Genomic DNA, 23,634 nt, shown 5'->3' on the forward strand with positions numbered 1-23,634 from the left:
CCGTCGCTAGTCGGGCGCTCCACTAGCGGCGGGCACGGCCGTCGTCGCGGACGTACTCTAACGCGCTGACGAACTGCTCTTTGTCGACCCGGTCGCCGGACTCCTCGAGTCGTTCGCGGATTTTCGTCGGGGTCATGTGTGTTGGTAACATGGGCCTGTGTCGGTATAACTCTTTCCGCTCCGCTAACAGGTTCGGCGCGAGACGTCCGACTCGAAGTACGGCGTGGGGCCGGCCCCGGCTCGAACCGCCGGACCGGGACACCCCCCGTCCAGGGAATATATTTAATACCCTGCTTACCCAACGGAAACTATGGCCGCTTACGGCCGGCCGTCACTTCGAGACCTGTTCGATGAATCACCGACGCCGCACATCGCGCATCCGCCGCGGAGTCACCATCGAGACTTCTACGTTGCCACAGACGGGTCGTTCAGACCCCACAACGGCACGACATCGACCGCCAGCGGGTCGAACGGCCCGACGGGCGGGCTGGGTGTCGTCGTCGAGACCCTCGACGGTGAGCGCGTGGTCAGGCTGTCGGTCCCGGACACCTGTCCCGACAACAACGTCGCCGAGTACCGGGCGCTCCACCTCGGACTCGACGTGCTGGCGAGACGGGCGCCGCCCGACGCCCGCGTCGGACTCCTCATCGACCACGACCAGCTCGCCGAGAACGTGAACGCGGAGGTGCTCGCCGCCCACGGCTCCGACTACGACCCGCCACACGCCGTTTCGGTCCCGCCGGCGACGGGGCTACACTGGCGCGGCATCCAGGCCCGCATCAACGGGTTCGGCGAGGTCCGCGCCGCGCGGATTTCCGGCGACCGCAACCCCGCGCATCCGCTGGCGAACGCACCTGACCAGTACGCCCACGTCAACGGCGAACCGGACCGGTGTGTCCTCCCTGACGCGCCGACCGTAAACGAACGCGTCCCGCCGCCGTCGCGCGCCGAGCGCGGCGGGGCGTCGGACTGACGGAACCTGGCCGGCCAAAGCCGGCGACACGCAAGAGCTCTCTCACATCGCGGTTACTGCTCTGTTTCTCCACCTCGTCGCTATCGCTCCGTTCCCCACTTCGCTGTCACCGCTCAGTTGCATCTGCGTTTGCCAACCCGTCCTGGACCACTACGGATAGTTACATACATCTGCGCTTCGGTGAGAAAAGCACGCTCACGGGTGGAAAGCTCCGTAACGACCCGCTCCATGCTGTTGTATCAGATACTCGTCAATGTCTCTCTATCTCATAACTTATGGAGATTATCAGCTACGTTCTCACGTACGTTCGGAAAACGTCATACTGACCAAATTTTAAGTGGTAAAAATAGAATAGTTTACAGTGGGAGGTGAATTACGTTGAGTACCAGAACTGACGGACCAGATGGTTTCGGCGGACAGTTCTTCGAGCAGCTGGTGCCGCGTCGGCGACTGACGCGGCACGACTTCGTTCTCGCCGTCATTCCCGCGGTGTTCGCCCTCACACTCGTTGCCGCGGCTGTTCTGGACCTCTCGATTCAGGCGGCAATTGCTGGCGCATCACTTGTTGGCGCTGTGGCCGTTGTCGATGCACTCTTCCTCCACCCACCGACCCGCGGTCAACGGCGAGGCGAGACGTGACATCGCGTTCCGGCATCGAGCCAGAACGCCGTGTCTTTTAGAGGGGCCACTCTGTGTCCCTCGATAGAAGCGGATCAGAGTATCATACAATTCCCACAAGTGTTGCTTTCAGTCAGAATAGTCTGAATAGACTGCACAGTAGGACTGCGAACCAAGCAATCTACGCTTTTCTCCCCAATAATCTAAGTATTAGTCCGAGCAGAACAAACCCGGCCCCGATGAGGCCGATGAGTGCGCCCCCGAGTTGAGCAATGGGACAGCCAAGGCAGTCAGATCTGTACGTCCACACTAAGTAGTATTTGCCATCATGCTGAACGTATGTGTCCCATGTTGTATCATCGTAATATTCAAACTCTGGTGGGAGGCGACTCGTGTTGGTGGTGGTCACTTTTGTGGTATTCTTTGCTGTCAAGAATAGCGATTGAGCCCTATCAGAGAGATTCGAAAATGTGTAATAGTGGTCATGTCCGTCTATCTGATCGACCTCTTCTGCAGTAGCTGGTTCGACGGTGATTGTGTACTCCGTGACAGGAATCATTGAGAATACGACGGCGCTCCCGCCGATGAAAAAGCATCCAAGAAGCATCCAGAACAGAGGTGTGAGTAATCTTTGATCAGAGGGCATTCAGTCGGAGTATTGCTGGTTGCGATATATGTTTTCGGCCGTCAATCACGCCACCGGAAATAGTTGGAAGTATAGGACTGGAGCATGTCTTCAAGCCATTCGATAGGGTTTGAATGATCAACATTTGGTCTGTACTACCGTTTCAACTCGGATCTGACAACAGTTCTATGACACCCTCACAAACGGATACGTTCCTGCGAAAAGACGGGTAGTCGGTTACTCCTGCTGAGCGTCGACGACGGCGACGCCGGCGAGGTTCACGATGTCTTTGACCTCGTCGCCGCGCTGGAGGACGTGGACGGGCTTGTCCATGCCGACCAGCATCGGCCCGATGGCCTCGGCACCGCCCAGCCGCTGGAGCAGTTTGTAGCCGATGTTGCCCGCTTCCAGGTTCGGGAACACGAGGACGTTCGCGGGGTCGTCGAGTTCGGAGAACTCGTAGGTGTCCTGCAAGATGTCCTCCACGACGGCAGTGTCGGCCTGCATCTCGCCGTCGACCGGGAAGTCCACGCGGTCGTCGCTTTGCAGGCGTGAAACCGCTCGGCGAATCTTCTTCGTCCCGGGGTTGTCGACGCTGCCGAAGTTCGAGTACGACAGCATCGCCGCCCGCGGTTCGACGTTGAACCGACGGGCCAGCTCCCCGGTGTGTCGGGTGACCTCCTCCAGTACGTCCGTGTCGGGGTCCTGATTAACGGTGGTGTCGGCACAGAAGATGACGCGGTTCTTGAACGTCAGCATGTAGACGCCGGCCGCGTAGTCGGCGTCGTCGGCCGTGCCGATGACCTGCAGCGGCGGCCGTAGCGCCGATGGATAGTGGTGGGTCAGGCCGGTCAGCATCGCGTCGGCGTCGCCCATCTCGACCATCACGCTGCCGAGGTAGTTCCCGTCCCGGACCAGTTCCTCGGCCTCGCGGCGCGTGATGCCTTTGCGCTGGCGAATCTCGTACAGCCGGTCGGCGTAGTCGGCCACATCGGCGGTCTCGGGGTCGACGACGACGGGGTCGAACTCCAGGCCGAACTTCCGGCGCGTGGACTCGATGCGGTCGGCGTCGCCGATGAGAATCGGCTCGGCGATGCCCTGCTCGACCAGCTGGTAGGCCGCCCGAATCATCTTCTCGTCGTGGCCCTCGGCGAGGACGACCCGCTGTGGGTCGCTCTTTGCCTTGTTGAGCACGACGCGCATCATCTCGCGGGACTTGCCCAGGCGGGCCTCGAGTTTCTCGACGTAGGCGTCGGTGTCGATTTCCGTCCGCGCCGCGCCGCTCTCGATTGCGGCCTCGGCGACCGCGGGCGTCACCTCGAAGAGGACCCGCGGGTCGAGGGGTTTCGGGATGATGTAGTCCGGGCCGAACTGCAGGGGCTGGTCGCCGTAGGCCTTGACGACCTCGTCGGGGACGTCCTGCTTGGCGAGGTCCGCGAGCGCGCGGGCCGCGGCGACCTTCATCTCCTCGTTGATCTCGGTCGCACGCACGTCGAGCGCGCCTCGGAAGATGAACGGGAAACCGAGGACGTTGTTCACCTGATTGGGGTAGTCAGAGCGGCCGGTGGCCATGATGACTGTGTCGTCGCGGGCCGCTTTGGCGTCCTCGTAGGCGATTTCGGGGTCCGGATTGGCCATCGCGAAGATGATGGGGTCGCTGGCCATCGACCGCACCATCTCCTGGTCGACGATGCCGCCGACCGAGAGGCCGACGAACACGTCCGCCCCCTCCATCGCGTCGGCGAGGCCGCCCTCGGGGATGTCGCGGGCGAACTCCTGTTTGAACTCGTTGAGTTCCTCGTGTTTCGCACGCTCCTCGGTGATGATGCCCGAGGAGTCACACATCGTGATGTTGTCCTTCGAGACGCCCAGCGAGACGTAGAACTTCGCCGAGGCGATGGCCGACGCGCCGGCACCGGAGAAGACGACGTCCAGTTCGTCCAGTTCCTTCCCGGCGATGTCGGCCGCGTTGACCATCGCCGCCCCGGAGATTATCGCGGTACCGTGTTGGTCATCGTGGAACACCGGGATGTCCAGTTCCTCGCTGAGTCGGCGCTCCACCTCGAAACACTCCGGGGCGGCGATGTCTTCGAGGTTGATGCCGCCGAAGGTCGGCTCCATCGCCTGGACCGTCTGTATCATCGCCTCGGCGTCGTCGGCGTCCAGTTCCACGTCGAAGACGTCGATGTCGGCGAAGCGCTTGAACAGCACGCCCTTCCCCTCCATAACTGGCTTGCCGGCCTCCGGGCCGATGTCGCCCAGGCCGAGCACCGCCGACCCGTCCGAGACGACCCCGACGAGGTTCCCCTTCGCGGTGTACTCGAAGGCCCGCTCGGGGTCCTTGTCGATTTCCCGACAGGGTGCCGCGACGCCGGGAGAGTACGCCAGCGAGAGGTCACGCTGTGTGTTCGTCGGCTTCGTCGTCGCTATCTCTATCTTGCCCGGCGGCTCGCTCCGGTGGTACTCCAGTGCGTCCTCGTCAAGTCCCATACCCCGACGTCGAACCCAACTGTAAAAAAGACAAGTTTACCGTCAACGGACGAGCGGTACAACGACAGCTGTCGAATACAGTCGCCGAGTGGCGGTCTACGGCACCGGAACGTCCCGTCAATTGGAAAACAGCCGCCGGCTGTGCCGCCCGCGCCCCTCAGTTCGCGTTGGTGAGTTCGCCGACCCGGGCGGTGAGTTCGGTGACCGCGTCCTCCTGCTGGTCGGCCGCCTCGACGATTTCCTTCGTCGCCGACTCGGCCTCCTGGGCGTGGGTCTGGGCGTCTTCGACCATCGAAGTCACGTCCTCGATAGCGCTCGCCTGGTCGTCGTTGGCGTCGGCGACCTCCTGGATGCCCCGCGTCGCCTCCTCGACGGCGTCGGAGATACGGTCCAGCGCGTCCAGTGCGTCCGAAATCTCGGACTCCGCGTGCTCGACCTGTTCGTGGGTGGTCCCGACCATGTCCGCGGTCTCGTTCGCCTGCGCCTGAATCGTCGTGATGCTGGTCGATATCTCCGAGGCGTACTCGCTCGTTTCGTTGGCGAGTGTCTTCACCTCGTCGGCGACGACGGCGAACCCGCTCCCGCTCTCGCCGGCGCGGGCCGCCTCGATGTTGGCGTTCAGCGCGAGCATGTTCGTCTGCTCGGCCACGTCGGCGATTATCTCGACGATTTCGCTGACTTCGTCCATCTGTTCGTCGAGGTCGGTGACGGTGTCGACGAGGTCGTCGCTCGTCTCGGCGAGCCCGTCCGTGACCTCCATGACCGCTTCGCCGGCGTCCGACCCGTCCTCGGCGGCCTCTCTCGCCCGTTTGGCCGCCGACGCGACCTCGCTCGACGTCGCGGCGACCTCCTCCATCCCGGCCCCGATGTTCTGGATGTTGTCGGCCGCCTCCGACAGGGCCTCGGTCTGTTCGGTGACCCGGCTCTCGACGGTTTCGGCTGACGAGTTCGTCTGTTCGATGGCGACTGCGAGCTGCTGGGCCTGTTCGTCGACCTTGTCCGCCAGCCGCTCGACCTGTTCGGCCATGTCGTTGAGCGAGGTGACGACCTCACACAGCTGGTCGTCGACGTACTCGGCACCGTCGGACCGGTCGAACGACGCCCGGGCGTCGAGCTGGCCGCTCTCGAGCGCGGCCATGGTCGATTTGACCTCCTCGACCAGGTTCGTCACCGCCTCGTGACGGTTGGCCTCGTCGGTCCGGTCCTGGACCATCTCGACGACGGCGATGAGTTCGCCGTCCTCGTCGTAGATGGGGGCGGCGCTGAACGAGATGTTGCGCTCGTTGCCGTGCTGGTCGGCCATCACGCTCGTATCGCGGTACAGCGTGAAGTCCTCGCCCTCGACCTTCGGCACGTCGTACTCCGTGTGAGTGGTCTCGGGCGCGTCGAGGACCTTGTCGGCGAGGGTCTTCCCGCGTCGCCCGTCCGGGTAAAACGCCATGCTCGCCATCTCCATCTCCTTCGCCTCGGCCTCCGAGACGCCGGTGAGGTTCTCGATAGAACGGTTCCAGGTGAGGATGTCGCCGTCGGTATCCAGCACGAAGAGCGGCGTTCCGATGTGGTGTAACACGTCGTGGTAGTTCAGCCCCGCGGCGGAGCCGCCACTCGGTTCGGACTCGGCGAACGCGTCGACGCCGGTCCGGGAGACGTACTGTGTCGCCTCCAGACCCTCCTGGAGTTCGGTCTCGACGGCGTCGATGGCAGCCTGTGCGTCCGGACCGAGTTCGTCCCGGAGCTGGTCGAACGCGCCCTCGACGAGCGATTCGGTGACGAACTCCTGGGTCGCGACGAACTCGTCTCGGCTGATTCCGGCGGCTTCGTACTCCTCGACGAGCGTCCGCAGCTCGTCGGGCGCGAGTTCGAACTGCCGTTCGACGTGCTGGGTTCCGATGGCGGCGGTTTCTGGGTCGTCGAAGCGGTCCCTGAGCCGCGGCGAGTCCGGGTCGAGAGCGTCGGTCAGAAAGCGGGTCTGCCCGTCACTCGCCGTGAGTCCTCCGTCCGCCCGTGGGGCCGGAGCGTCCGAAGAACTGGACTCCTGGCCGTAGATGTAGGTGCGGATGCGTTCGAACATGGGGTAACTATCTTCCCTTCCATGACACCTGTAGATAAAGATGACCCCAATAGTATCAGTAAAGATAATTGCACTCGTCGGTCGAGTGCGAAAAGAGAGCATAAGTACGTGCAACCGAAGGTCTAGGTATGACCACCCGTTTCCGCCGACTGGTGGCGACGACGACGGTGCTGACGTTCGCACTCATCCTGCTTGGCGTGTACACCGGTGCTATCGGTGCCGGGCTCACCTGCGAGGCACGCTGGCCGTTCTGTGACGGCTGGATGGGGCTGTTCCCCGCAAACTGGGCGAGCTTCGTCGAGTGGTTCCACCGGCTGGTCGCGATGATTACCGGCTTCGGTATCCTCGGCTCGACGGTCGCCGCGTGGCGCGGTGAGTACAGCCGGCGGATAAAGCTCGCGACCGGCGTCGCCACGGTCGTGCTCCCGGTGCAGATACTGCTGGGCGCGAACACCATCTTCAACTTCGGTGCCACGGCGCAGGTCCTCCACCACGGGGCCGCACAGCTCATCTTCGGCGCGATGGTCGCGGCGACGGCGTGGGCCTACACAGACACCGCGGAGTCGCCGTCCGTGCAGTCGGCCGACAGCCAGCACGCGGCCCGCGCCGACGACTGACCACGGCGGCGGGTACCACCCCTGTAGTTAACACGTAAGATATATTCCGGTCTGTCGTGTGGTCGGGATTATGTCAGACGACGGCCTTTCACGACGACAGTACCTCTCCACGGTCGGTGGAACCGCAGTGACCGTCTCGCTCGCCGGCTGTTTCGGCGGCGGTGGCGGCGGCGACGGGAGCACGGAAATCACTGCCGGGACCGCACCCGGGTTCCCGCCCTTCGAGATGAAGCAGGACGGCGAACTCGTCGGGTTCGACGTCGACCTGCTCGAAGCGGTCGTCGACGAGACCGACTACACGCTGGCCGGCTGGGAAGAGTACGAGTTCAAGTCCCTGATTCCGGCGCTGACGAACAGCAACATCGACGTGGTCGCGGCGGGGATGACTATCAACGACGAGCGCGACCAGACCATCGACTTCACTGACCCCTACTACAGCTCGAACCAGGCTATCGTCGTCCGCGAGGACGGCGACTTCTCCCCGTCGTCGCTGTCGGACCTCTCGGGACGTCCCGTCGGCGCACAGAAGGGGACCACCGGCGAGAGCACGATTCAGTCGGAGCTCATCGAGCCGGGCAACCTCGAGGAGTCGAACTACAACTCGTATGGCAACTACGTGCTGGCCATCGAGGACCTCCAGAACGGCAACATCGACGCCGTCGTCATCGACGAGCCGGTCGCCCAGACCTTCGCCGCCCAGCGCCCGGTCACCATCGCGTTCACCTACGAGACCGGCGAGAACTTCGGGTTCGGGGTTCGGGAGGACGACGACGAGTTCACGCAGGCGCTGAACGACGGCCTGGCCACGGTACGGGACGGGAGCACGTACCAGGACCTGACGAACAAGTGGTTCGGCCAGCAGTAACCGATGCCACTCCTCCCGCTGCAGAGTGACTGGGCGTTCGTCGTCGGGAACCTCGACCTGCTGCTCGCCGGCACCGGCGTCACAATCGGGCTGACAGCGGCGAGTATTCTGCTGGGCTTCCTGCTCGGGTTCCCCGCGGGCGCCGTCGAAGTGTACGGCAGCGGCCCGCTCAAGCGCGCCGTCGAGACGGCCGGCGTCGTGCTCCGGGGGACGCCGCTGCTGGTCATCATCATCCTGCTTTTCTTCGGGCTCTCGGTGTCCAGTAGCGCCTTCGTGACCGCGACTGTCGCCCTGGGCCTGCGGAGCGCCGCCTACCAGTCACAGATATTCCGCGGCGCGCTCCAGAGCGTCGACGAGGGGCAACTGGAAGCCGCCCGCGCCGTCGGCATGGGTCGGCTGCAGGCGATACGCAGCGTGGTCGTCCCGCAGGCGCTTCGCCGGAGCGTCCCGGGCTTCCAGAACGAGTTCACCATCGTCCTGAAGGACACGAGCATCGCCATCGTCATCGGCCTCGGCGAACTGCTGACCGTCGGCCAGAACCTCTACCAGGGCGGCCAGAGCACGGCCGCGCTCGAAATCTTCCTGACTGTGAGCCTCATCTACTTCGTCCTCACGTTCGTGACGAACCGCTCGCTCGACCGCCTCGACGACCGCTTCAGCATTCCGGGGGGTGAGCGGGCGTGAGCGACCCCCTGCTGAAACTCGACGATGTGTACAAGTCCTACGGCGCGGAGCAGGTGCTCTCGGGCGTCAGTTTCGACATGGACGCCGGTGATGTCGACGTGGTCATCGGCCCCAGCGGCAGCGGGAAGTCGACTATGCTACGGTGTGTCAACCGCCTTACAGAAATCGACAGCGGCGACATCTACCTTGACGGCGATTGCGTCACCGACGCCGACACGGACGTGAACGAACTCCGCAAGCAAGTGGGGATGGTGTTCCAGGACTTCAACCTCTTTGCCCACCTCACGGCGCTCGGCAACGTCACGCTCGGCCTGCGGAAAGTCCGTGGCATGGACAAGGAGGCGGCCCAGGAGAAGGGCTACGACCACCTGGAACAGGTGGGACTGCTGGACCAGGCCGACTCCTATCCGGCGGAACTCTCCGGCGGCCAGAAACAGCGGGTCGGCATCGCCCGCGCGCTCGCGATGGACCCGAAGCTGCTGCTGTTCGACGAGCCGACCAGCGCGCTCGACCCGGAACTCGTCGGCGAAGTCGTCGACGTGATGCGTGACCTCGCCGCCGAGGGCATCACGATGCTCGTCGTCAGCCACGAGATGGGGTTCGCCCGCTCGGCCGCCTCGGACATCATCTTCCTCGACGAGGGGCGCATCGTCGAACACGGCCCGCCGGAACAGCTGTTCGAGAACCCGCAGGCGGCCCGGACCGGCGAGTTCCTCAGCCGCCTGGAGACGAGCCACGAGGGGGAGTGACCGATGGGGACGCCGGAGTCCACGACCGCCGGGCGGACGATTCGCGCCCGTGCCGCCGGGCTGACGGACCAGCCGCTGACGGTGCTCACCGTCGCGGTCTTCTGGACGTGGCTCGTCGTGCGATGGACGAACGACTTCCTGCTTGACGGCGCGCTCGTCGAGCGCGGCACGTCGTTCTTTCCCACCGCTCCGTTCGAGGCGGCCGCGTCGGCGCTCGGTGGTCTCGCGGCGAGCCTCGGGCCACTCGGGTTCCCCGTCGGGTGGGTCGCCGGCTTCTTCGAGTTCCTGGCGGCGTCGGTTCCCTACCTCCCGGAGCTTGCGACCGGGGTCTGGGCCACGATACTGCTGACGGTCCTGGGCACCGCGCTGGGCTTTTTCATCGCGGTTCCGCTCAGCGTCGCCCGCGTGTACGGCGGGACTGTCACCCGGTCGGCGGCGCTCGCCTACACGGAGCTGTTCCGGGGCACGCCGCTGCTCGCCCAGCTGTTCGTCCTCTATTTCGCGACGCGGCTCTCGATTTACATCCGCGGCCTGCCCGCTGTGGGGACCGGGTACATCCCCGCCCAGGCGTTCTGGGTGGCCGTCATCGCGTTCACCCTCAACAGCGCGGCTTACCAGTCGGAGTACATCCGCTCGGCGCTGAACTCCGTGCCGGAGGGCCAACTCACCGCCGCGCGCGCAATCGGGCTCTCGAAAGTCGAGGGGATACGACACGTCGTCCTGCCACAGGGCCTGCGCTACGCGATTCCGGGCTGGTCGAACGAGCTCGTCTACCTCATCAAGTACTCGTCGCTCGCGAGTTTCATCACCGTCCGCGAACTGTTCGAGCGGACCGACGCCATCGCCAGCGAGACCTACCGGTACACGGAGCTGTTCGTCCTCGCCGGCCTGCTGTACCTGGCGCTGGTCATCTCGGCGTCGCTCCTGATGGAGTACGTCGAGGGCCAGGTCGCGATTCCCGGTCTCGGCACGACCGGCCGGTGACTACATGAAGTCGGAGAGGCCGGACTGTTGGTCGTCCTCTTCGGCGGCCTCGCTCGCTGATTCCGCGTCGGCCTCGGCGTCGGACCCGCCGCCGTCCTCTGTCGTGAGCGGCACCTGCTGGTCGTCGCTCCCCTCGTCAGCGTCGCCGGTCGCGTCGTCGGCCTCGCCCGCGCTGTCGCCGCCTTCGGCGCTCGCGCCGTCGAAGACCCCGCCGGAGTGTTCGACGGCGGCCTCTTCCCGGAGCGCCTCCGCGTCCGCGACGATGTCTTGGACCTTGTTCGTGTCCTTGCCCGACCCGGTGACGAACGAGACGTGTTCGGCCTCCAGGTCGTAGGTCGCCGCCATCGCAACCGTTAGCTCGCGGTTCCGGCAGTGGTGGGTCATCGTCGAGAGGAAGGGCATGATTTCACGGCGGGCGGTCCGCATCGAGACGCCGTCGATGGCGGCTATCTGCTGGGCGACGTAGTCGCGGGTGTTTCGCGTCCCTTTCGACCGGCCGAGCTTCGACCAGTAGCTCGGCGGGCCGTAGCGGGTCCAGCCGCCCTTGGTGCCGTTCCGTGCTGCGGCGACCCCGGCGGTCATGTTGTCGCCCGCGTAGCGCCAGAACGAGTAGTTCTGCGTCTCGCGGACCCGCCCGAGCCACTGGTCGGCGTTCGAGAGGAACTCGTAGGCCCTGGCCAGTTCGGCCCCCTCGTAGTCTTTGGGCATGTTGTCCTCTATCCAGTTGATGAGGTCGTCCGGCGTCTCGTCCACGTCGTAGCTCGCCTCCAGCGCCTCCTGTGCGCCGCCCTCCTTGAGCACCACGTCGAGGTACTCGAAGATGCCCTCGGTGGTGTCGCGCTCGCCGGTCACCACGTCGTCGGCGGTCAGCCGCTCGGTCGTCTCGGCGATGGCCTGGAGGTCCTTGACCGCGCCACGCAAGTCGCCGCTGTTCTGCTCGGCGAGGTCCTCCAGCGCGTCGGCCTCGTACTCGACGCCCTCCTGGCGACAGAGGTCACGAAGGACCGGAACGATAGAGCGGGGCGAGACCTCGCGGAACTCGATGTCCTGGCAGTTGTTTCGCAGGCCGTTGGACATCTCGTAGTACTCGTTGGCGATGAGCACCATCGGCTGGCTGGCCTCCTTCACGAGGGCCGTTATGGCCCGAGCACCCCCGCGGTCGGCGTTGCCGTGGATGTTGTCCGCCTCGTCCATGATGACCAGTCGGCGGCCGCGACCGCCGGCGGTCAGCGTCCCGGACTTGGCGGCCTCGCCGGCCACCCGGTTGATGATGTCTTTCGTCCGGGAGTCGCTGGCGTTGAGTTCGATGGTCGGCCACCCCATGTCGTTTGCCAGCGCGTGGGCGGCCGAGGTCTTCCCGATGCCCGGGGACCCGTGGACGATGACCGCCTCGCGGTGGTCGTCCCACGTCTCCGCCCACTCCTTGAGTGCGTCGCGGGCCTTGTCGTTGCCCCGCACCTCCGACAGCGTCGTCGGGCGGTACTTCTCCGTCCAGTCCATTGGGTCGTGGTTGGCGCGACCGGCGTTTAGTGGTTGCGGAGCCACACCGCCGCCCGGAGCCAGAAGACCTATCCCCGTCACTGGCCGCGGCCTAACCGGCATGAGTGACACAGCCCGTCGGAGCTACGCCGTCGGTGCCCTCGCCGGCGTCGCGGCGTTCGTCCTGACGTACGTCCTCGTCTACGCCATGAGCATCGCCACTGTCCAGGACGCGCTGCTGACGGACATCGCCGAGTCGTTCGGCGACGGCCGGGCAGCCTGGAAAATCGTCGGCTGGGTGTTCTTCAACGCCCAGTTCGTGACGACGACGATTACCGTCACCATCCCCTTCCTCGGCGGCACGTCGGCGGTCAACTTCATCGCCGAGAGCGAGTCGCTGTCGCCGGTCCTGTACCTGCTTCCGCCGGCGCTGCTGACGGCCGCGGGAACCGCGACGGCGCGTCTCGACGGGGCGACAGACATCGGCCGCGCGGTCCGCGTCGGTCCCGCCGTCGTGCTGGGCTACCTCCCGCTGGCGGTCCTCGGGGCTGTGCTGTTCACCGTCAGCGCCGGCGAGTCGGGCCAGGGCGCGCCGACGCTGCTGACGGCAGTCCTCCTCGCCGGCATCGTCTACCCAGCCGTCTTCGGAGCCGTCGGGGCCACAGTGGCTGCCACGGTCGGCGAGTCCTAACGGCGACCCGCTGCTGGGGTTTTTGCCCGAAGGCGCGGCAAGCGGCTACCAGCCGTGAGCCGCTCCAGCTACAACCGGGCCCGCCGCGGCGTCTCCCCAGTGGTCGGCGTGGTCCTCGTGCTCTCGATTACCGTCCTTCTGGCGGCGACAGTCGGCGGGGTCGCGCTGCACGCGGTCGGCGAGTCGGACCGCCGGACGCCGGTCGTCGCCAGGTCGACGGGGCAGTTCGTGACCGGCCCGTCGTCCGGGTGCGGCGCGAACACGGTGACGGTTCGACACGCCGGCGGCGACTCGGTCCCGGCCGACGAACTGGAAGTCGCCGTCGCGCTTCCCGACGCGGCGGCCCGCCTCGTCGATCTGCCGGTCCCCGGGACGGCACTCGCGGCGAACAACACCGACGACCCGGACAACGTCGTCTACGACTACTGCGTCGGCGGCGTCATCGCCGACGGGGGCCAGCCCTGGACCGCGGGACGAGCCATCTCCTTCCAGTTGAACGCCGGCGGCGGCACCGTCGAACCGGGCGACACCATCGACGTGCGCGTCGTCCACGCCCCCTCGAACGGGGTTCTGGCCGCGGTCGAACTGACCGCTCGCCGGTAAGCGCTCGCGGTTCCGATACCCTTTTGTTCGCGTCCCTCCAGCGTGTGAACTAATGGCAGGGGGTGCACGCGACGATCTCGCGGAGAAGATGGCGGGCGAGGTGGCACTGAGCGACGAGCCAGGGGCGACGCTCCGGAAGTGGCGCACCGACTTCGACGTCGCACAGACCGAACTCGCGGACGAACTCGACGTGTCACCGTCCGTGGTCTCGGACTACGAGAGCGGCCGGCGGGACAACCCCGGTATCGGCGTCGTCCGGCGGCTCGTCGTCGCGCTGCTCGACATCGACGAGGAGCGGGGCGGCGACCACATCCGGCAGCACGCTCGCGTCCTCTCGGCCGGGTTCGACAGCGACGTGGTCCACGACCTCCGGGAGTACTCCGCGAACGTCGGCGTCGAGCGCGTCTACGACGCCATCGACGCCGAGGAGCTGTACCGCGGCAGCACGGACACCGTGGCGGGCCACACTGTCATCAACTCAATCGCCGCCATCACGCGGCTCTCCTCCGACGAGTTCTACCAACTGTACGGCCAGTCGACCAACCGCGCGCTCGTGTTCACGAACGTGACCCGCGGCGAGTCCCCGCTGGTCGCGCTCCGGGTCGTCTCGCCGACCCCCAACGCGGTCATCCTTCACGGGCTCGAGGACGAGGCCGTCTGGGAGCACGCGCAGGACCTCGCCCGTATCGACGACTTCTCGCTGGCGATTACCGATATCGACCTGGAGGACCTGCTCGGCGGCCTGCGAGACCTTCCCTGAGCGGCTCGCTGTAAAAACCGTTCGCGCCCCTCGCTACTCCACGTACTGGTACTTCCGCTCGCCCATCCGGCCCCAGCCGTCGAAGGCGAACTCGCCTTCCGGTGCGGTGAACTCCTCGACGTCCGTCTCCGTCTCGTGGTTGTGTACGTCGTGGACCTGTTCGTACTCCGCGAAGGAGAGTTCGTAGCGGTTTCGAATCTGCTCGTCGACGTCGAGTGCGGCGATTTCGTCCTCCCAGCCGGGGACGACAGTCTCGGCGTGGACCTCCGCCTGCGCGCCGGAGCCGTAGGAGGCGACCAGCAGTCGGGCGTCGTCCAGGTCCAGGCCGTTCTCGCGGGCGTGTTTCAGACCCGACGCGCGGGCGATGTGGACGGAGCCGGTGTACCAGTTGCCGACCTCGCGGGAGATTTCCAGCGTCGGCTCGATGGCGCTCGCGTACCAGTCCCGGTAGCGTTCGGTCTCGGTGAGCGCGTCCGTGTACTCCTTGATGGCCGCGTGGAACTCGTCGTCGGTCTCGAACTCCGAGCGGGTCGGCTGGTGCCCGATTTCCTCGGCGAGGAGGTCGCCCACGTCGGTCCCGCGGACGATGTGTCGGTAGCCGAGCGCCGCGGCCTTTCGGACCATCCCCGGGAACGGCGTGTGGAACGGAATCATCTCGTAGTCGCCCGGGTGGATGTCGCCGGCCACCGCGGCGAAGTCCTCCAGCGCCTCGCGCATGCGGGCGAGGTAGACGTTCACCGAGCGTTTCCCGTCGACCGACGGGAACTGCTGGTTCGGCTTCAGGAAGTCAGTCTCGTCGGCGCTGCCGTACCCCTGTTCGGTCGAGAGTTCCACCAGGTTGGGGTCCTCGTCGACGAGCATCGCCACCGCGCCGGCCCCCTGCGTGGCCTCGCCGGGGTCGTCGCGGGCGTACAGCGCGGTGTCGGTCGCGATGACGAGCGCGGCCCGGCCGCGGTTCCGCCCGGCGCGAATCCAGTTGTAGGCGTCGTCGAGGCTCTGTGTGCCGGAGATACAGGCGAACTTCCGCTCGCCCTTGTTGGCGTGGTGGAAGTTCTCGTCGTACACCTGTTCGAGACAGCCCGCGATGTACGTCGAGACCGGCTTCGAGTTGTCGAAGGCGCTCTCGGTCGCCACGTCGATACGGCCGATATCGTCGGGTGTCAGCCCCTTCCGGTCCATCAGTCGGTAGGCCGCGTTCGCCCCCATCGTGACGATGTCCTCGTACACGTCCGGGAACGACGAGGCGCGCAGTCCCAGCCCCTTCGTGTACTTCCCCGGGTCGTCTCCCTGCGCCGGCGCGAACGTCTCCGCGAGGTCGAGTTTGAGCTTCCCGGTCCATATCTCCATGGCGTCGATACCGACTGCAGTCATGGGTCTAACGTCAGGACGGACGTATATGGGTTTGTCGACTGGTCTTTCGACGATTGACTAGTACTGTGCCGACGGACTGTGAGCTATCCGTGAGCCGGCTACTCGCTGGATGCCGGTTCCGTACTGAACGAGAGGTCGACGATGCACTCGCCCTCGAGAGCGTCGTACGGCTCGTCGACCGACGGAACGGCGCGCTCCCAGTCGGTGTTGTTGACCACGAGCCGATACGTTCCCGGCCCGATGGTAATCCGGTTCTCGCGGACGTTCGTCCGGTGGAACCGCGACACTTCGTCGGCGTACCGGGCCCGGTAGTGGCGCTGGAACGCCCGGTACTCCTCTTCGGTGAACAGGATGACGTCGACGGCCGGGCCGCGCCGGACGATGAGGTCGTACGTCAGCGTCGTCTGGCCGGTCGCCTCGACCGTGTAATCCTGGTACTCGTTTTCCTCAAGCCGGAACGACGTGTCGACCGACCGGTGGTCCGGTTCGGGCGTCGGCGTCGGTGTCTCGGTTTCGACCTGGAGGCGGGCCGAAGATTCTTCCGTGCTGTTCGTCTGGACCGCTTCGGCCCGCTGTGCCGGCGGCGTGTCGGCCCGCGCGACGGCGTTGTCGGCCGCCGGTGTCGAAGCCGTACCGGTGCCGTCAGGCGTAGCGACTCGCTGTGACGCTGTCGGGTCCGGGACTGGCGTCGTCTCGGACTCCCGTTCAGGTCGACTCCCGAGACAGCCGGCGGAGAGCGCGGCAAGCACCGAGGCTCCGAAGCCGCGCCGCGACAGGTCACCCATACCTCAGGACACTCATCCACAGTAAAGATGTTTACGGGCGGGTTTTCGTCGCTGGTAATCGGGGCCCGAATTCGTCCAAACATATTTGTGGAGAGAAAGCCGAGTCTACGCCGTTCGAGCCAGTTCCGAGAGAGTTGTTATCCAAGTATCATTTCTCGGAACGGGACGGGAACGATTCACATGAACAGGTCGGTCATCACGTTCGGACTGGTGGTTGTCGCGGCGGTCAGTGTCTCGCTCCTCGCGGGAGTGGCGGTCGAAGGGTCGGCCGGAGCGTCCGCGACCGAGTCAGCGCCGGCTCCGGCGACGAATGCGTCACCGGCGGCGACCCCCACCGCCGACAGGACGTCGCCGGCGGCGCCGAGTCGTGCGGGGACTCCGGCCGCCGCGATGCAGTCCGCGGACCCTACCCCGACGGCGGCACAGCCCACACCGGTGGACGCGGGGCCGGAGACGGCTGTCGATACGGCCCGCGTAGAAGCACACCTCATCGCGGCTATCAACGACCGACGCGGCAATCCGGTCGTCAACGACGCCTTCGACGGGAGCCTCTCGAACGAGACACGGACCGGACAGAAACTGTCGGCCATGGCCGCCACCCACAGCGAGCGCATGGCCGCCCAGGGGCTCGCCTCCCCCATTGCGAACGGGACTGACACGCGGGACCGCTACGCGGCCGCCGGGCTCGCAGACCAGTGTCGCCTCCGCCACGAGGGCAACGCGTACTTCCGCCCGGTGACTGACCTCGAACTCGTCACGAGCGTCGACCCCAACGGCGCGAACGCGACCCGGGTGGCAAACGCCGTCGCCGACCACTGGTTCGACCTCTCCGGGCCCCGTGATACGCTGTACATAGCACAGGCGAACCACATCGGCGTCGGCGCCGCGACCGCCGACGGCGTCGTCTACATCACCGTGAACCTTTGCTGAGGCCGGTGACGGGACGGAGTGCCGGAACGGACGTTATGGAACCACTTTACGGACAGTGTCCGCGTTCCCTTCCGAGTCGACGACCCGGAGCGCTACCGTCGTATCAGACGGGACCCTCTCTCTCACCGTCTGGCCGGTCGCATCGTCGAAGATGCCGTCGCCGTCGAGGTCCCACTCGTAGGCGGCGATGTCTCCCTGTGGGTCGCTGGACGGGCTGGCGTCGAAGTCTCGATTGTTACTGTTTCCTGAACTGTCTATCGTGAAGTCGGCGTTCGGCTGCTCGTTCGCGTTCGGGCCGCCGGGAGTGACCGTGAACATCTTCGAATCGGTACCGCCGCTCGATAGCTCGTAGGTGACCGTTATGGTGACGCTCTCACCATCCATGTCCACCTCGTCGGGACCCCAGCCGCCGTCCTGGAATTCGAACAGGTGGAACGTGGCGATAGAGCCATCGGACATGACCGGATTTGGTCCGGACAGGGAGCGGCTGTCGTCGTCGACGTCGATGACCCGTGGAACGTCTGTCCCGCCACCGAAATCAGTGTAGCCGTCAGTATCGGCCTCGATGTACAGTTCGTTTTCCTGTGGTGCCGGGTCGCGGTCATTGGCATACGTGTCGCTAAGGTAGTCTATATCGTCGTCGACGGGGTCGACCGCCACTGTCGTTATCGTGATTTCCTCGCCTAATTCGTTGGTGACACTGAACTCGACGCCGCCGTCGATGCCGTCGTTACTGTCGCGGGCAACGGCGTCCTCGTTGTAGATGAGTCCGTTGTTGCCGGACCCGTCACCGTCACCCGGTCCTTGACTCGCCTCGGTGACCGTCACCGGCACCGCGACATCTTCGGGTGTTTCGCTGTCGAACGAACCGTGGAGTTCGTCGATGCTGAACTCGACGGTGTGGTTCCCGGTCTCCGTCGACTGGGTCGTTTCGTAGACGAACTCGACCCGACCGTCGTTGTCGGCGGATTCCGAATCCGTCGTAAGCGCCCCTGTGTTCTCCCCTTCCACCGACCCGTTGACCGTCGCACCGCTCACGGGGTTGTTGTACGCGTCTCGGACCTCCAGAACTATCTCTTCGCTGTCACCTCTTGCAACGCTGATGCTGTCACTGTCGACCGTCGTGAGGTACGCTTCGCTCTCATCGGTTGTGCCCGTGCCGACGCCCGCCTTCGCCATCTGCAGGCGGTAGGTCGCCCCGCGCTCGAAGACGAGAGTGATGTTGTAGAGCGAGCCCGGTCCCTCGGACCCGATGACGTTTGCCACGTACCGGTCGTTGCTCATGTTGCCCGGATTCGGGTCGACTTCCTCGCCGAGCGTCTCGTTCCACTGCGAGGCCGGGAGCCGGGAGAGAAACGAGACCGAGACGTTCGACCCTGTCGCGTTCCGGACGCGGACCGTCCGGGACGACTGGGATTTGGGTTGCACGTCGACCGTGACCGAATCGCTCGCTGAACGGCTCAGCGACCCGTTGAGCGCGACCAGCGTGACGTCGCGGCCGTCGACCATCGCCTGCTCCGAGAGCGTGAGGTTCGCCCTCCGGAACTGGTTGTAGACGACGGAGTGCTCGTAGACCGTCTCCGGGGCACCGTCGTAGACGTTGTACTCCGGCTTGTAGGCGATGGCCCCCGTGTTGTAGTGTCTCGACGCCGTTCCGTTCCAGTAGTCCGCCGTCTCTGGGTTGACCGCCTCGGCGTTGCGGACCGTGAGGTTCCGCGATTCGTTGGCCGTCCCGTCCGTGTACAGCAGGCCCGACGGCGGCCCGGGGTTGGTCGCCACCAGCCGGCTCGGGTACCGCGTCCCCAGATGGACCGAGACGGCCTGTTGGCTCGGTTGTCCCGGGACGGAGACGATGGCGTTTCGCAGGTCCTGCAGCTGCGTCTGGACCTGCTGGTTGTGGTTGAACTCCACCTCCCGGTTTTGCTCGGGCACGGCGAACGCCTGGTACGACGAGAAGGCGATGATAAGCACGCCGAACAACAGCACAGCCCCGACCTGCACCGACTGCGCGCGCTCATCGCCCGTGAAACTCATGGCGAGGAGTTGCGGAGACGGCGGTAAAAACCTGACTGCCGAATTATCAACTCTCGTCTTCTTCGACGACTTCCGGGTCGCTCATCGCGGTCTGGAGGCTGTCGAGTCCGTTGACCCACTCGGAGACGAGCCCGTATTCGAGGTCTTCGGCGACCTCCATCGGGAGCTCCGAGCCGCCGATTATCTGCGTCCCGGCCTGGACGCAGTAGCCAAGCGCCGCGTCGAGGTCCTCTTGGGCTTCGGCGTCGGCGGCGGCCTCGATGTAGTCGGCGATGGCCGCGTCGTCGGCGGCCCCTTCGGCGACGAACTCCTCTGCCGCGTAGAACACGCACAGTAGCGAGGTCTGGACGCCGTCTATCAGCATCACGGTCTCCTCGTCGTCGATGTCGATGTCGTCGAGAACTATCTCGCGGACGCCGGTAAGCTCGTCGAGGGTCGCCTCCTTGTCGAGCGGCCCGTCCTCGTAGTCCGTGAGAATCTTCGCGACCGCGATTGCGGCGTCGTCCTGCAGGTTCAACAGGAGCCGCGCCGAATCCTCGTCTTCGGGGTCGACGTCCTCTTCCTCGATACGGTCTAGCCAGTTCTGCCAGCGTTCTTCGGTGTAATACTCCCCCGGCGGAGTGCTCATACCTCTCCGTTCGTCCCGTTGGGGATAGTAGTTTCGACCGGCGGCCACTGGACTGGAGCGCCACCGTCGCCGGGAGAACGCAGAAGACTGGCGTTTCAGTACCAGAGGAGGCTGTTGTGACGATGCACCGGCTCGATGTCTGACTCCGAGCGCCGGTCGCGGCCGCCACCGAGGAACGGACTTTTATGACAGGCGGTCGTGTCATGGAACACCATGGCACAGAGACAGCCGGCCGCGACCGTCGGCGGCCCGCTGGACCCGGCCACAGTCGCCAGACTGGCCGAACGGGCCGGTCTGGCGCTGGTCGCCGTCGCGCTGCCGGTGGCCGTCGGCGCGTTCGCCGGCATGGCCCTCACCGCCGGGTCGCTCCCGGCCGCGACTGCCGCCGCGGCCGCCGCGATGAGCGGGCCGCTGACCGCGGGGCAGGGGCTGTCCTGGCTGTTCTACGTCGGCGCGCTCGGAACCGTGCTTGGCTGTTGGGTGCTCGGGCTGGGGCTCGTCCTCGACGGTCTCGACCTGTAGGTCAGCCGTCGCCGTCCGGCCGCATCTCCACGCCGCGCTCCGGCGACACCTCCTCGGCCGCGTCCGCGCGCTCCGAGAGGGTCCGCTGGGGAAACGGAATCGAGACCTCCTCCTCGTCGAAGGCGGCTTTCACGCCGCGGACGACCGCCGAGATGGCGCGCCACTTCCGCGGCGGCGTCGGGTGGTCTATCCAGAACCGGAGCTCCATCACCACGGCGGAGTCCCCGAAGTCCTTCGGGACCACGTCCGGCGTCGGCGAGTCGACGACGTGCTCGATGTCGGTCATCGCCTCGCGGGCGAGCTCCATCGCCCGGTCCACGTCGGTGTCGTAATCCACGCCGACGTCGACCGTGAGCCGCAGGAGCCCCTTCCGGCTGCGGTTCGTCACCGCGCGGTCGCTCACGCGGTCGTTCGGGATGATGACGAACTCGCCGTCGAAGTTCTCCAGGCGCGTGTTGAAGATGGTGATGTCCGTCACGATGCCCTCCTCCTCGCCGATGAGCACCCAGTCGCCGATGGTGAACGGCCGGGAGAACATCAGCACGAAGCCGGCGATGAGCGACCCGAGCGTCTGTCTCGCGGCCAGGCCGACGACGATACCGAGGAACCCCGCCCCGACGAGCAGGCCGCTGAGGTCGATGCCCCAGACGGCGAAGACCGTCGCACCGATGGTGACGAACACGGTGACCTGCCCCAGTCGGAGGAGGATTTCCTCCTGGTGTTCGGTGAACCCGGTGACCGCCTGGCTGAACCGGCCTATCCACCGCTGCATCTGGTCGGACAGGACGAACGCCAGCATGACGAGGACGACCGTCTGTATCGTCGCCAGGACCGACCGGTTGCTGCCGTTGAGGTACGGTCCCACGGTCTGGACGATGTCGAGGACCCCCCAGACGACGAGAAACGAGAGGACGACGAGGACGACCATCGAGAACTGGGCGATGCGGAGGAACACGCCCCGGATGGTCGTCGGCGTGTAGTCGGCCATGACCTGCACCCAGTCGCCGGTCCGGTCCGCGGCGACGGCCCGCAGCCGCGAGAGGGCCGCGGGCACGGCGACGACGCTGAAAAGCAGGACGACCAGGAGGATGACCGTCGCGACGAGTCGCCCCTGCGTCGCGACGAGCTGTTCCAGCGACCGCTGTAACACGGTAAAGAGTTCCAGCAGTCCCTCACCGGTCTCGTTGGCGGCCGGCGTCGGCGTAGCCGTCCCCTGCACAGCCGTCTATCGCCGCCGTAGGAACTTGTGTCTTCGTCTTCCTGTCACCGCGACCATGCGAGAAACCGACGGCCCCGTCAGACGCCGCGGCCCTGCAGCTGCTCTTCCTCGTCGAGGTCCGCGTTCGCCTGGCCTCTCATCCCCTTGCCGGGGTTCTTCGCGATTTCCTTGAGCTGGTCGGGGTCGTCGTAGTTGTTGACCGCCGCGACGATGGACTCGCCCATCGCCTGCGGGTTCTCCGCGCCGAAGATGCCGGAGCCGACGAAGATGCCGTCACAGCCGTGTTGCATCATGAGCGCGGCGTCGGCGGGCGTCGCGATGCCGCCGGCCGCGAAGTTGACGACCGGGAGCCGGCCGCGGTCCGCCGTCTCGTGGACGAGCCGCCGGGGCGCGCCGTGCTCGCGGGCCCACTCGTCGCGCTCCTCGTAGGCCATCCCTTCGAGCATGCGGATGGAGCGCTGGATGTTGCGCTGGTGGGTAACGGCCTGGTTCACGTCGCCGGTGCCCGCCTCGCCCTTCGTGCGAATCATCGCCGCGCCCTCGTCGATACGGCGCAGCGCCTCGGCGAGGTTCCGCGCCCCGCAGACGAACGGCGCGGTGAACTCGCGCTTGTCGATGTGGTAGCGGTCGTCGGCCTGTGTCAGCACTTCCGACTCGTCGACCATGTCCGCGCCCGCGGCCTCCAGAATCTGGGCCTCGGCGGTGTGGCCGATGCGGGCCTTGCCCATCACCGGAATCGACACTTCCTCGGTTATCTCTTCGAGCTTGCCGGGGTCGGCCATCCGGGCGACGCCGCCGCGCTTGCGGATGTCGGCCGGCACCGACTCCAGGTGCATCACGGCGACCGCGCCGGCGTCTTCGGCGATTCGGGCCTGCTCGCGGTCGACGACGTCCATGATGACGCCGCCCTTCTGCATCTTCGCGAAGCCGCGCTTGACCAGGTCGGTCCCGCGGCGAAGGTCCTCGAGGTCGGTCTCTTCAGTCATTACTCCGGCTTGGAACTGGATTTACTTAACGCGTGTCCTTCCGAGGGACAGAACGCCGTCCGCCCGTCCGTCGGGGGCGGAACACCGAGCCACCGACGCTGACACGTCCAGGGGGCGGCCCCGAGACCACTACCGTTTTCATCGCGTCTCCCCACTGCACCGACATGGCTCCGGACGAGGGTGTCGGCGGGCGCATCGACGCGGCTGTCGCGCGGGTGTTCGGCCGGCGGCTCCCCGCCGCCGAGGGACTCCCGCGGTACGTCGCGCCACTGCCGCCGTGGCTGGAGAACGTCGGGCTCCGGCTCGCCTGGCCAATCGCGCTCGTCAATCTGGTCGGGACGCTGTTCGGGTTCTGGTACTACGCCGGCCGGCCGCTGAACACAGCGCCACCGCTCGTGGAGGGGCAGCTCGGCGCGGCTCCGCTGGCTGCCTACCCCCTGATTCCGGACTCGCCCGTGGCGACGATGTTCATCGGGCTCTCGCTGGCCGCCTGGCGGCTCGACTGGGATAGCCAGTGGCTCCACATGCTCGGCTTCTTCGGCTGTATCAAGCTCGGCCTGTGGACGCCGTACGTCCAGCTGGTCCTCAACGGGCCGGGCGGGATTCCGCTGTGGCTCTACTGGTTCCTGATTCTGAGCCACCTGGCGATGGCCCTGGAGGCGTTTCTCATCCACCGCTACGCGAGCTTCTCCGTGCCGGCCGTCGCGGTCGCTGTCGCCTGGTACGGGTTCAACGACGTGGTCGACTACTTCGTCCCGGTGCTGGACGGCCCCCACCACACCTGGCTCCGGGCCGAGCCGCTGGTCACCGGCGGGTTCGACCACACGGTGCTGGCCCACGACCTCGCGGCGAGCTGGGCAGTCGTGCTAACGCTCGCGGCGACGTTTCTCGCGCTGGCGACGCGCGTAGAGAAAGTGAAACGGCAGGCGTGACCGGCGCGGCCCTCCGCC

22 protein-coding genes are annotated in these 23,634 nt (G+C 66.0%); 12 read left to right on the forward strand and 10 right to left on the reverse strand.

Annotated features, from left to right (window positions below):
- The first annotated feature begins 310 nt into the window (after positions 1–310).
- Positions 311–973 carry a ribonuclease H gene (locus VI123_RS05320; RefSeq protein ID WP_336337005.1) on the forward strand — a complete coding sequence of 221 codons (663 nt, stop codon included), beginning with the start codon at positions 311–313 and terminating at the stop codon, positions 971–973.
- 799 nt (positions 974–1,772) lie between these two features.
- Here VI123_RS05320 and VI123_RS05325 read toward each other — a convergent pair.
- The 3 genes from VI123_RS05325 to VI123_RS05335 all read right to left on the reverse strand — a co-directional run bounded on the left by VI123_RS05325 (position 1,773) and on the right by VI123_RS05335 (position 6,777).
- The gene (locus tag VI123_RS05325) at positions 1,773–2,237 is read right to left on the reverse strand and encodes a hypothetical protein (RefSeq protein ID WP_336337006.1); all 465 of its coding nucleotides are present in this window, start codon (positions 2,235–2,237) and stop codon (positions 1,773–1,775) included.
- A gap of 216 nt (positions 2,238–2,453) precedes the next feature.
- Positions 2,454–4,706, reverse strand: a complete 2,253-nt coding sequence (locus VI123_RS05330; RefSeq protein WP_336337007.1) for an NADP-dependent malic enzyme — start codon at positions 4,704–4,706, stop codon at positions 2,454–2,456.
- Positions 4,707–4,863: 157 nt separating this feature from the next.
- On the reverse strand, positions 4,864–6,777 hold the full coding sequence (locus tag VI123_RS05335) for a methyl-accepting chemotaxis protein (protein ID WP_336337008.1): 1,914 nt from the start codon (positions 6,775–6,777) through the stop codon (positions 4,864–4,866).
- 128 nt (positions 6,778–6,905) lie between these two features.
- Here VI123_RS05335 and VI123_RS05340 point away from each other — a divergent pair, with 128 nt between their 5' ends.
- The 5 genes from VI123_RS05340 to VI123_RS05360 all read left to right on the forward strand — a co-directional run bounded on the left by VI123_RS05340 (position 6,906) and on the right by VI123_RS05360 (position 10,676).
- Positions 6,906–7,394 (forward strand): COX15/CtaA family protein, encoded by a 489-nt coding sequence (locus tag VI123_RS05340; RefSeq protein WP_336337009.1) that lies wholly within the window; start codon positions 6,906–6,908, stop codon positions 7,392–7,394.
- A gap of 70 nt (positions 7,395–7,464) precedes the next feature.
- Positions 7,465–8,259, forward strand: coding sequence for a basic amino acid ABC transporter substrate-binding protein (locus VI123_RS05345; protein ID WP_336337010.1), 795 nt, complete (start codon positions 7,465–7,467; stop codon positions 8,257–8,259).
- Positions 8,260–8,262: 3 nt separating this feature from the next.
- Positions 8,263–8,943 carry an amino acid ABC transporter permease gene (locus VI123_RS05350; RefSeq protein WP_336337011.1) on the forward strand — a complete coding sequence of 227 codons (681 nt, stop codon included), beginning with the start codon at positions 8,263–8,265 and terminating at the stop codon, positions 8,941–8,943.
- Complete coding sequence (locus VI123_RS05355) at positions 8,940–9,692, forward strand: amino acid ABC transporter ATP-binding protein (RefSeq protein WP_336337012.1); 753 nt, start codon at positions 8,940–8,942, stop codon at positions 9,690–9,692. The genes VI123_RS05350 and VI123_RS05355 overlap by 4 nt, the downstream gene beginning before the upstream one ends.
- Before the next feature lie 3 nt (positions 9,693–9,695).
- The gene (locus VI123_RS05360; protein WP_336337013.1) at positions 9,696–10,676 is read left to right on the forward strand and encodes an amino acid ABC transporter permease; all 981 of its coding nucleotides are present in this window, start codon (positions 9,696–9,698) and stop codon (positions 10,674–10,676) included.
- Here VI123_RS05360 and VI123_RS05365 read toward each other — a convergent pair whose 3' ends face one another.
- Entirely contained in the window at positions 10,677–12,176 is a 1,500-nt protein-coding gene (locus tag VI123_RS05365) for a replication factor C large subunit (protein ID WP_336337014.1), read from the reverse strand.
- 100 nt (positions 12,177–12,276) lie between these two features.
- Here VI123_RS05365 and VI123_RS05370 point away from each other — a divergent pair, with 100 nt between their 5' ends.
- From VI123_RS05370 to VI123_RS05380, 3 genes are read left to right on the forward strand one after another with little or no spacing between them, the layout of a single operon-like run.
- On the forward strand, positions 12,277–12,846 hold the full coding sequence (locus VI123_RS05370) for a hypothetical protein (RefSeq protein WP_336337015.1): 570 nt from the start codon (positions 12,277–12,279) through the stop codon (positions 12,844–12,846).
- Between the two features lie 54 nt (positions 12,847–12,900).
- Positions 12,901–13,449 (forward strand): type IV pilin, encoded by a 549-nt coding sequence (locus VI123_RS05375; protein WP_336337016.1) that lies wholly within the window; start codon positions 12,901–12,903, stop codon positions 13,447–13,449.
- Positions 13,450–13,501: 52 nt separating this feature from the next.
- A complete protein-coding gene (locus VI123_RS05380) occupies positions 13,502–14,209 on the forward strand; it encodes a helix-turn-helix domain-containing protein (protein WP_336337017.1) in 708 nt (235 codons plus the stop codon).
- Between the two features lie 33 nt (positions 14,210–14,242).
- On the opposite strand, the gene hmgB is transcribed toward VI123_RS05380, so the two are convergent.
- Both hmgB and VI123_RS05390 read right to left on the reverse strand, forming a co-directional pair.
- Complete coding sequence (gene hmgB, locus VI123_RS05385; protein ID WP_336337018.1) at positions 14,243–15,580, reverse strand: hydroxymethylglutaryl-CoA synthase; 1,338 nt, start codon at positions 15,578–15,580, stop codon at positions 14,243–14,245.
- A 98-nt stretch (positions 15,581–15,678) separates the two neighbouring features.
- Positions 15,679–16,365, reverse strand: a complete 687-nt coding sequence (locus tag VI123_RS05390; RefSeq protein ID WP_336337019.1) for a hypothetical protein — start codon at positions 16,363–16,365, stop codon at positions 15,679–15,681.
- 180 nt (positions 16,366–16,545) lie between these two features.
- On the opposite strand from VI123_RS05390, the gene VI123_RS05395 reads away from it, so the two are divergent.
- Positions 16,546–17,295 carry a CAP domain-containing protein gene (locus VI123_RS05395; protein WP_336337020.1) on the forward strand — a complete coding sequence of 250 codons (750 nt, stop codon included), beginning with the start codon at positions 16,546–16,548 and terminating at the stop codon, positions 17,293–17,295.
- Positions 17,296–17,328: 33 nt separating this feature from the next.
- On the opposite strand, the gene VI123_RS05400 is transcribed toward VI123_RS05395, so the two are convergent.
- Together VI123_RS05400 and VI123_RS05405 are read right to left on the reverse strand one after the other, a co-directional pair.
- Positions 17,329–19,329 carry a PKD domain-containing protein gene (locus tag VI123_RS05400; RefSeq protein ID WP_336337021.1) on the reverse strand — a complete coding sequence of 667 codons (2,001 nt, stop codon included), beginning with the start codon at positions 19,327–19,329 and terminating at the stop codon, positions 17,329–17,331.
- 46 nt (positions 19,330–19,375) lie between these two features.
- Positions 19,376–19,957 carry a DUF2150 family protein gene (locus VI123_RS05405; RefSeq protein ID WP_336337022.1) on the reverse strand — a complete coding sequence of 194 codons (582 nt, stop codon included), beginning with the start codon at positions 19,955–19,957 and terminating at the stop codon, positions 19,376–19,378.
- Between the two features lie 213 nt (positions 19,958–20,170).
- Here VI123_RS05405 and VI123_RS05410 point away from each other — a divergent pair, with 213 nt between their 5' ends.
- On the forward strand, positions 20,171–20,479 hold the full coding sequence (locus VI123_RS05410) for a hypothetical protein (protein WP_336337023.1): 309 nt from the start codon (positions 20,171–20,173) through the stop codon (positions 20,477–20,479).
- Between the two features lies 1 nt (position 20,480).
- Here VI123_RS05410 and VI123_RS05415 read toward each other — a convergent pair whose 3' ends face one another.
- The gene (locus tag VI123_RS05415) at positions 20,481–21,698 is read right to left on the reverse strand and encodes a mechanosensitive ion channel family protein (RefSeq protein WP_336337024.1); all 1,218 of its coding nucleotides are present in this window, start codon (positions 21,696–21,698) and stop codon (positions 20,481–20,483) included.
- A gap of 77 nt (positions 21,699–21,775) precedes the next feature.
- On the reverse strand, positions 21,776–22,684 hold the full coding sequence (gene pdxS / locus VI123_RS05420) for a pyridoxal 5'-phosphate synthase lyase subunit PdxS (protein ID WP_336337025.1): 909 nt from the start codon (positions 22,682–22,684) through the stop codon (positions 21,776–21,778).
- Positions 22,685–22,848: 164 nt separating this feature from the next.
- On the opposite strand from pdxS, the gene VI123_RS05425 reads away from it, so the two are divergent.
- Complete coding sequence (locus VI123_RS05425) at positions 22,849–23,616, forward strand: DUF1405 domain-containing protein (RefSeq protein WP_336337026.1); 768 nt, start codon at positions 22,849–22,851, stop codon at positions 23,614–23,616.
- The last annotated feature ends 18 nt before the right edge of the window (positions 23,617–23,634 follow it).

Origin of the sequence: Haloarcula sp. DT43, assembly GCF_037078405.1 — an archaeon.
Taxonomy (GTDB): Archaea; Halobacteriota; Halobacteria; order Halobacteriales; family Haloarculaceae; genus Haloarcula; species Haloarcula brevis.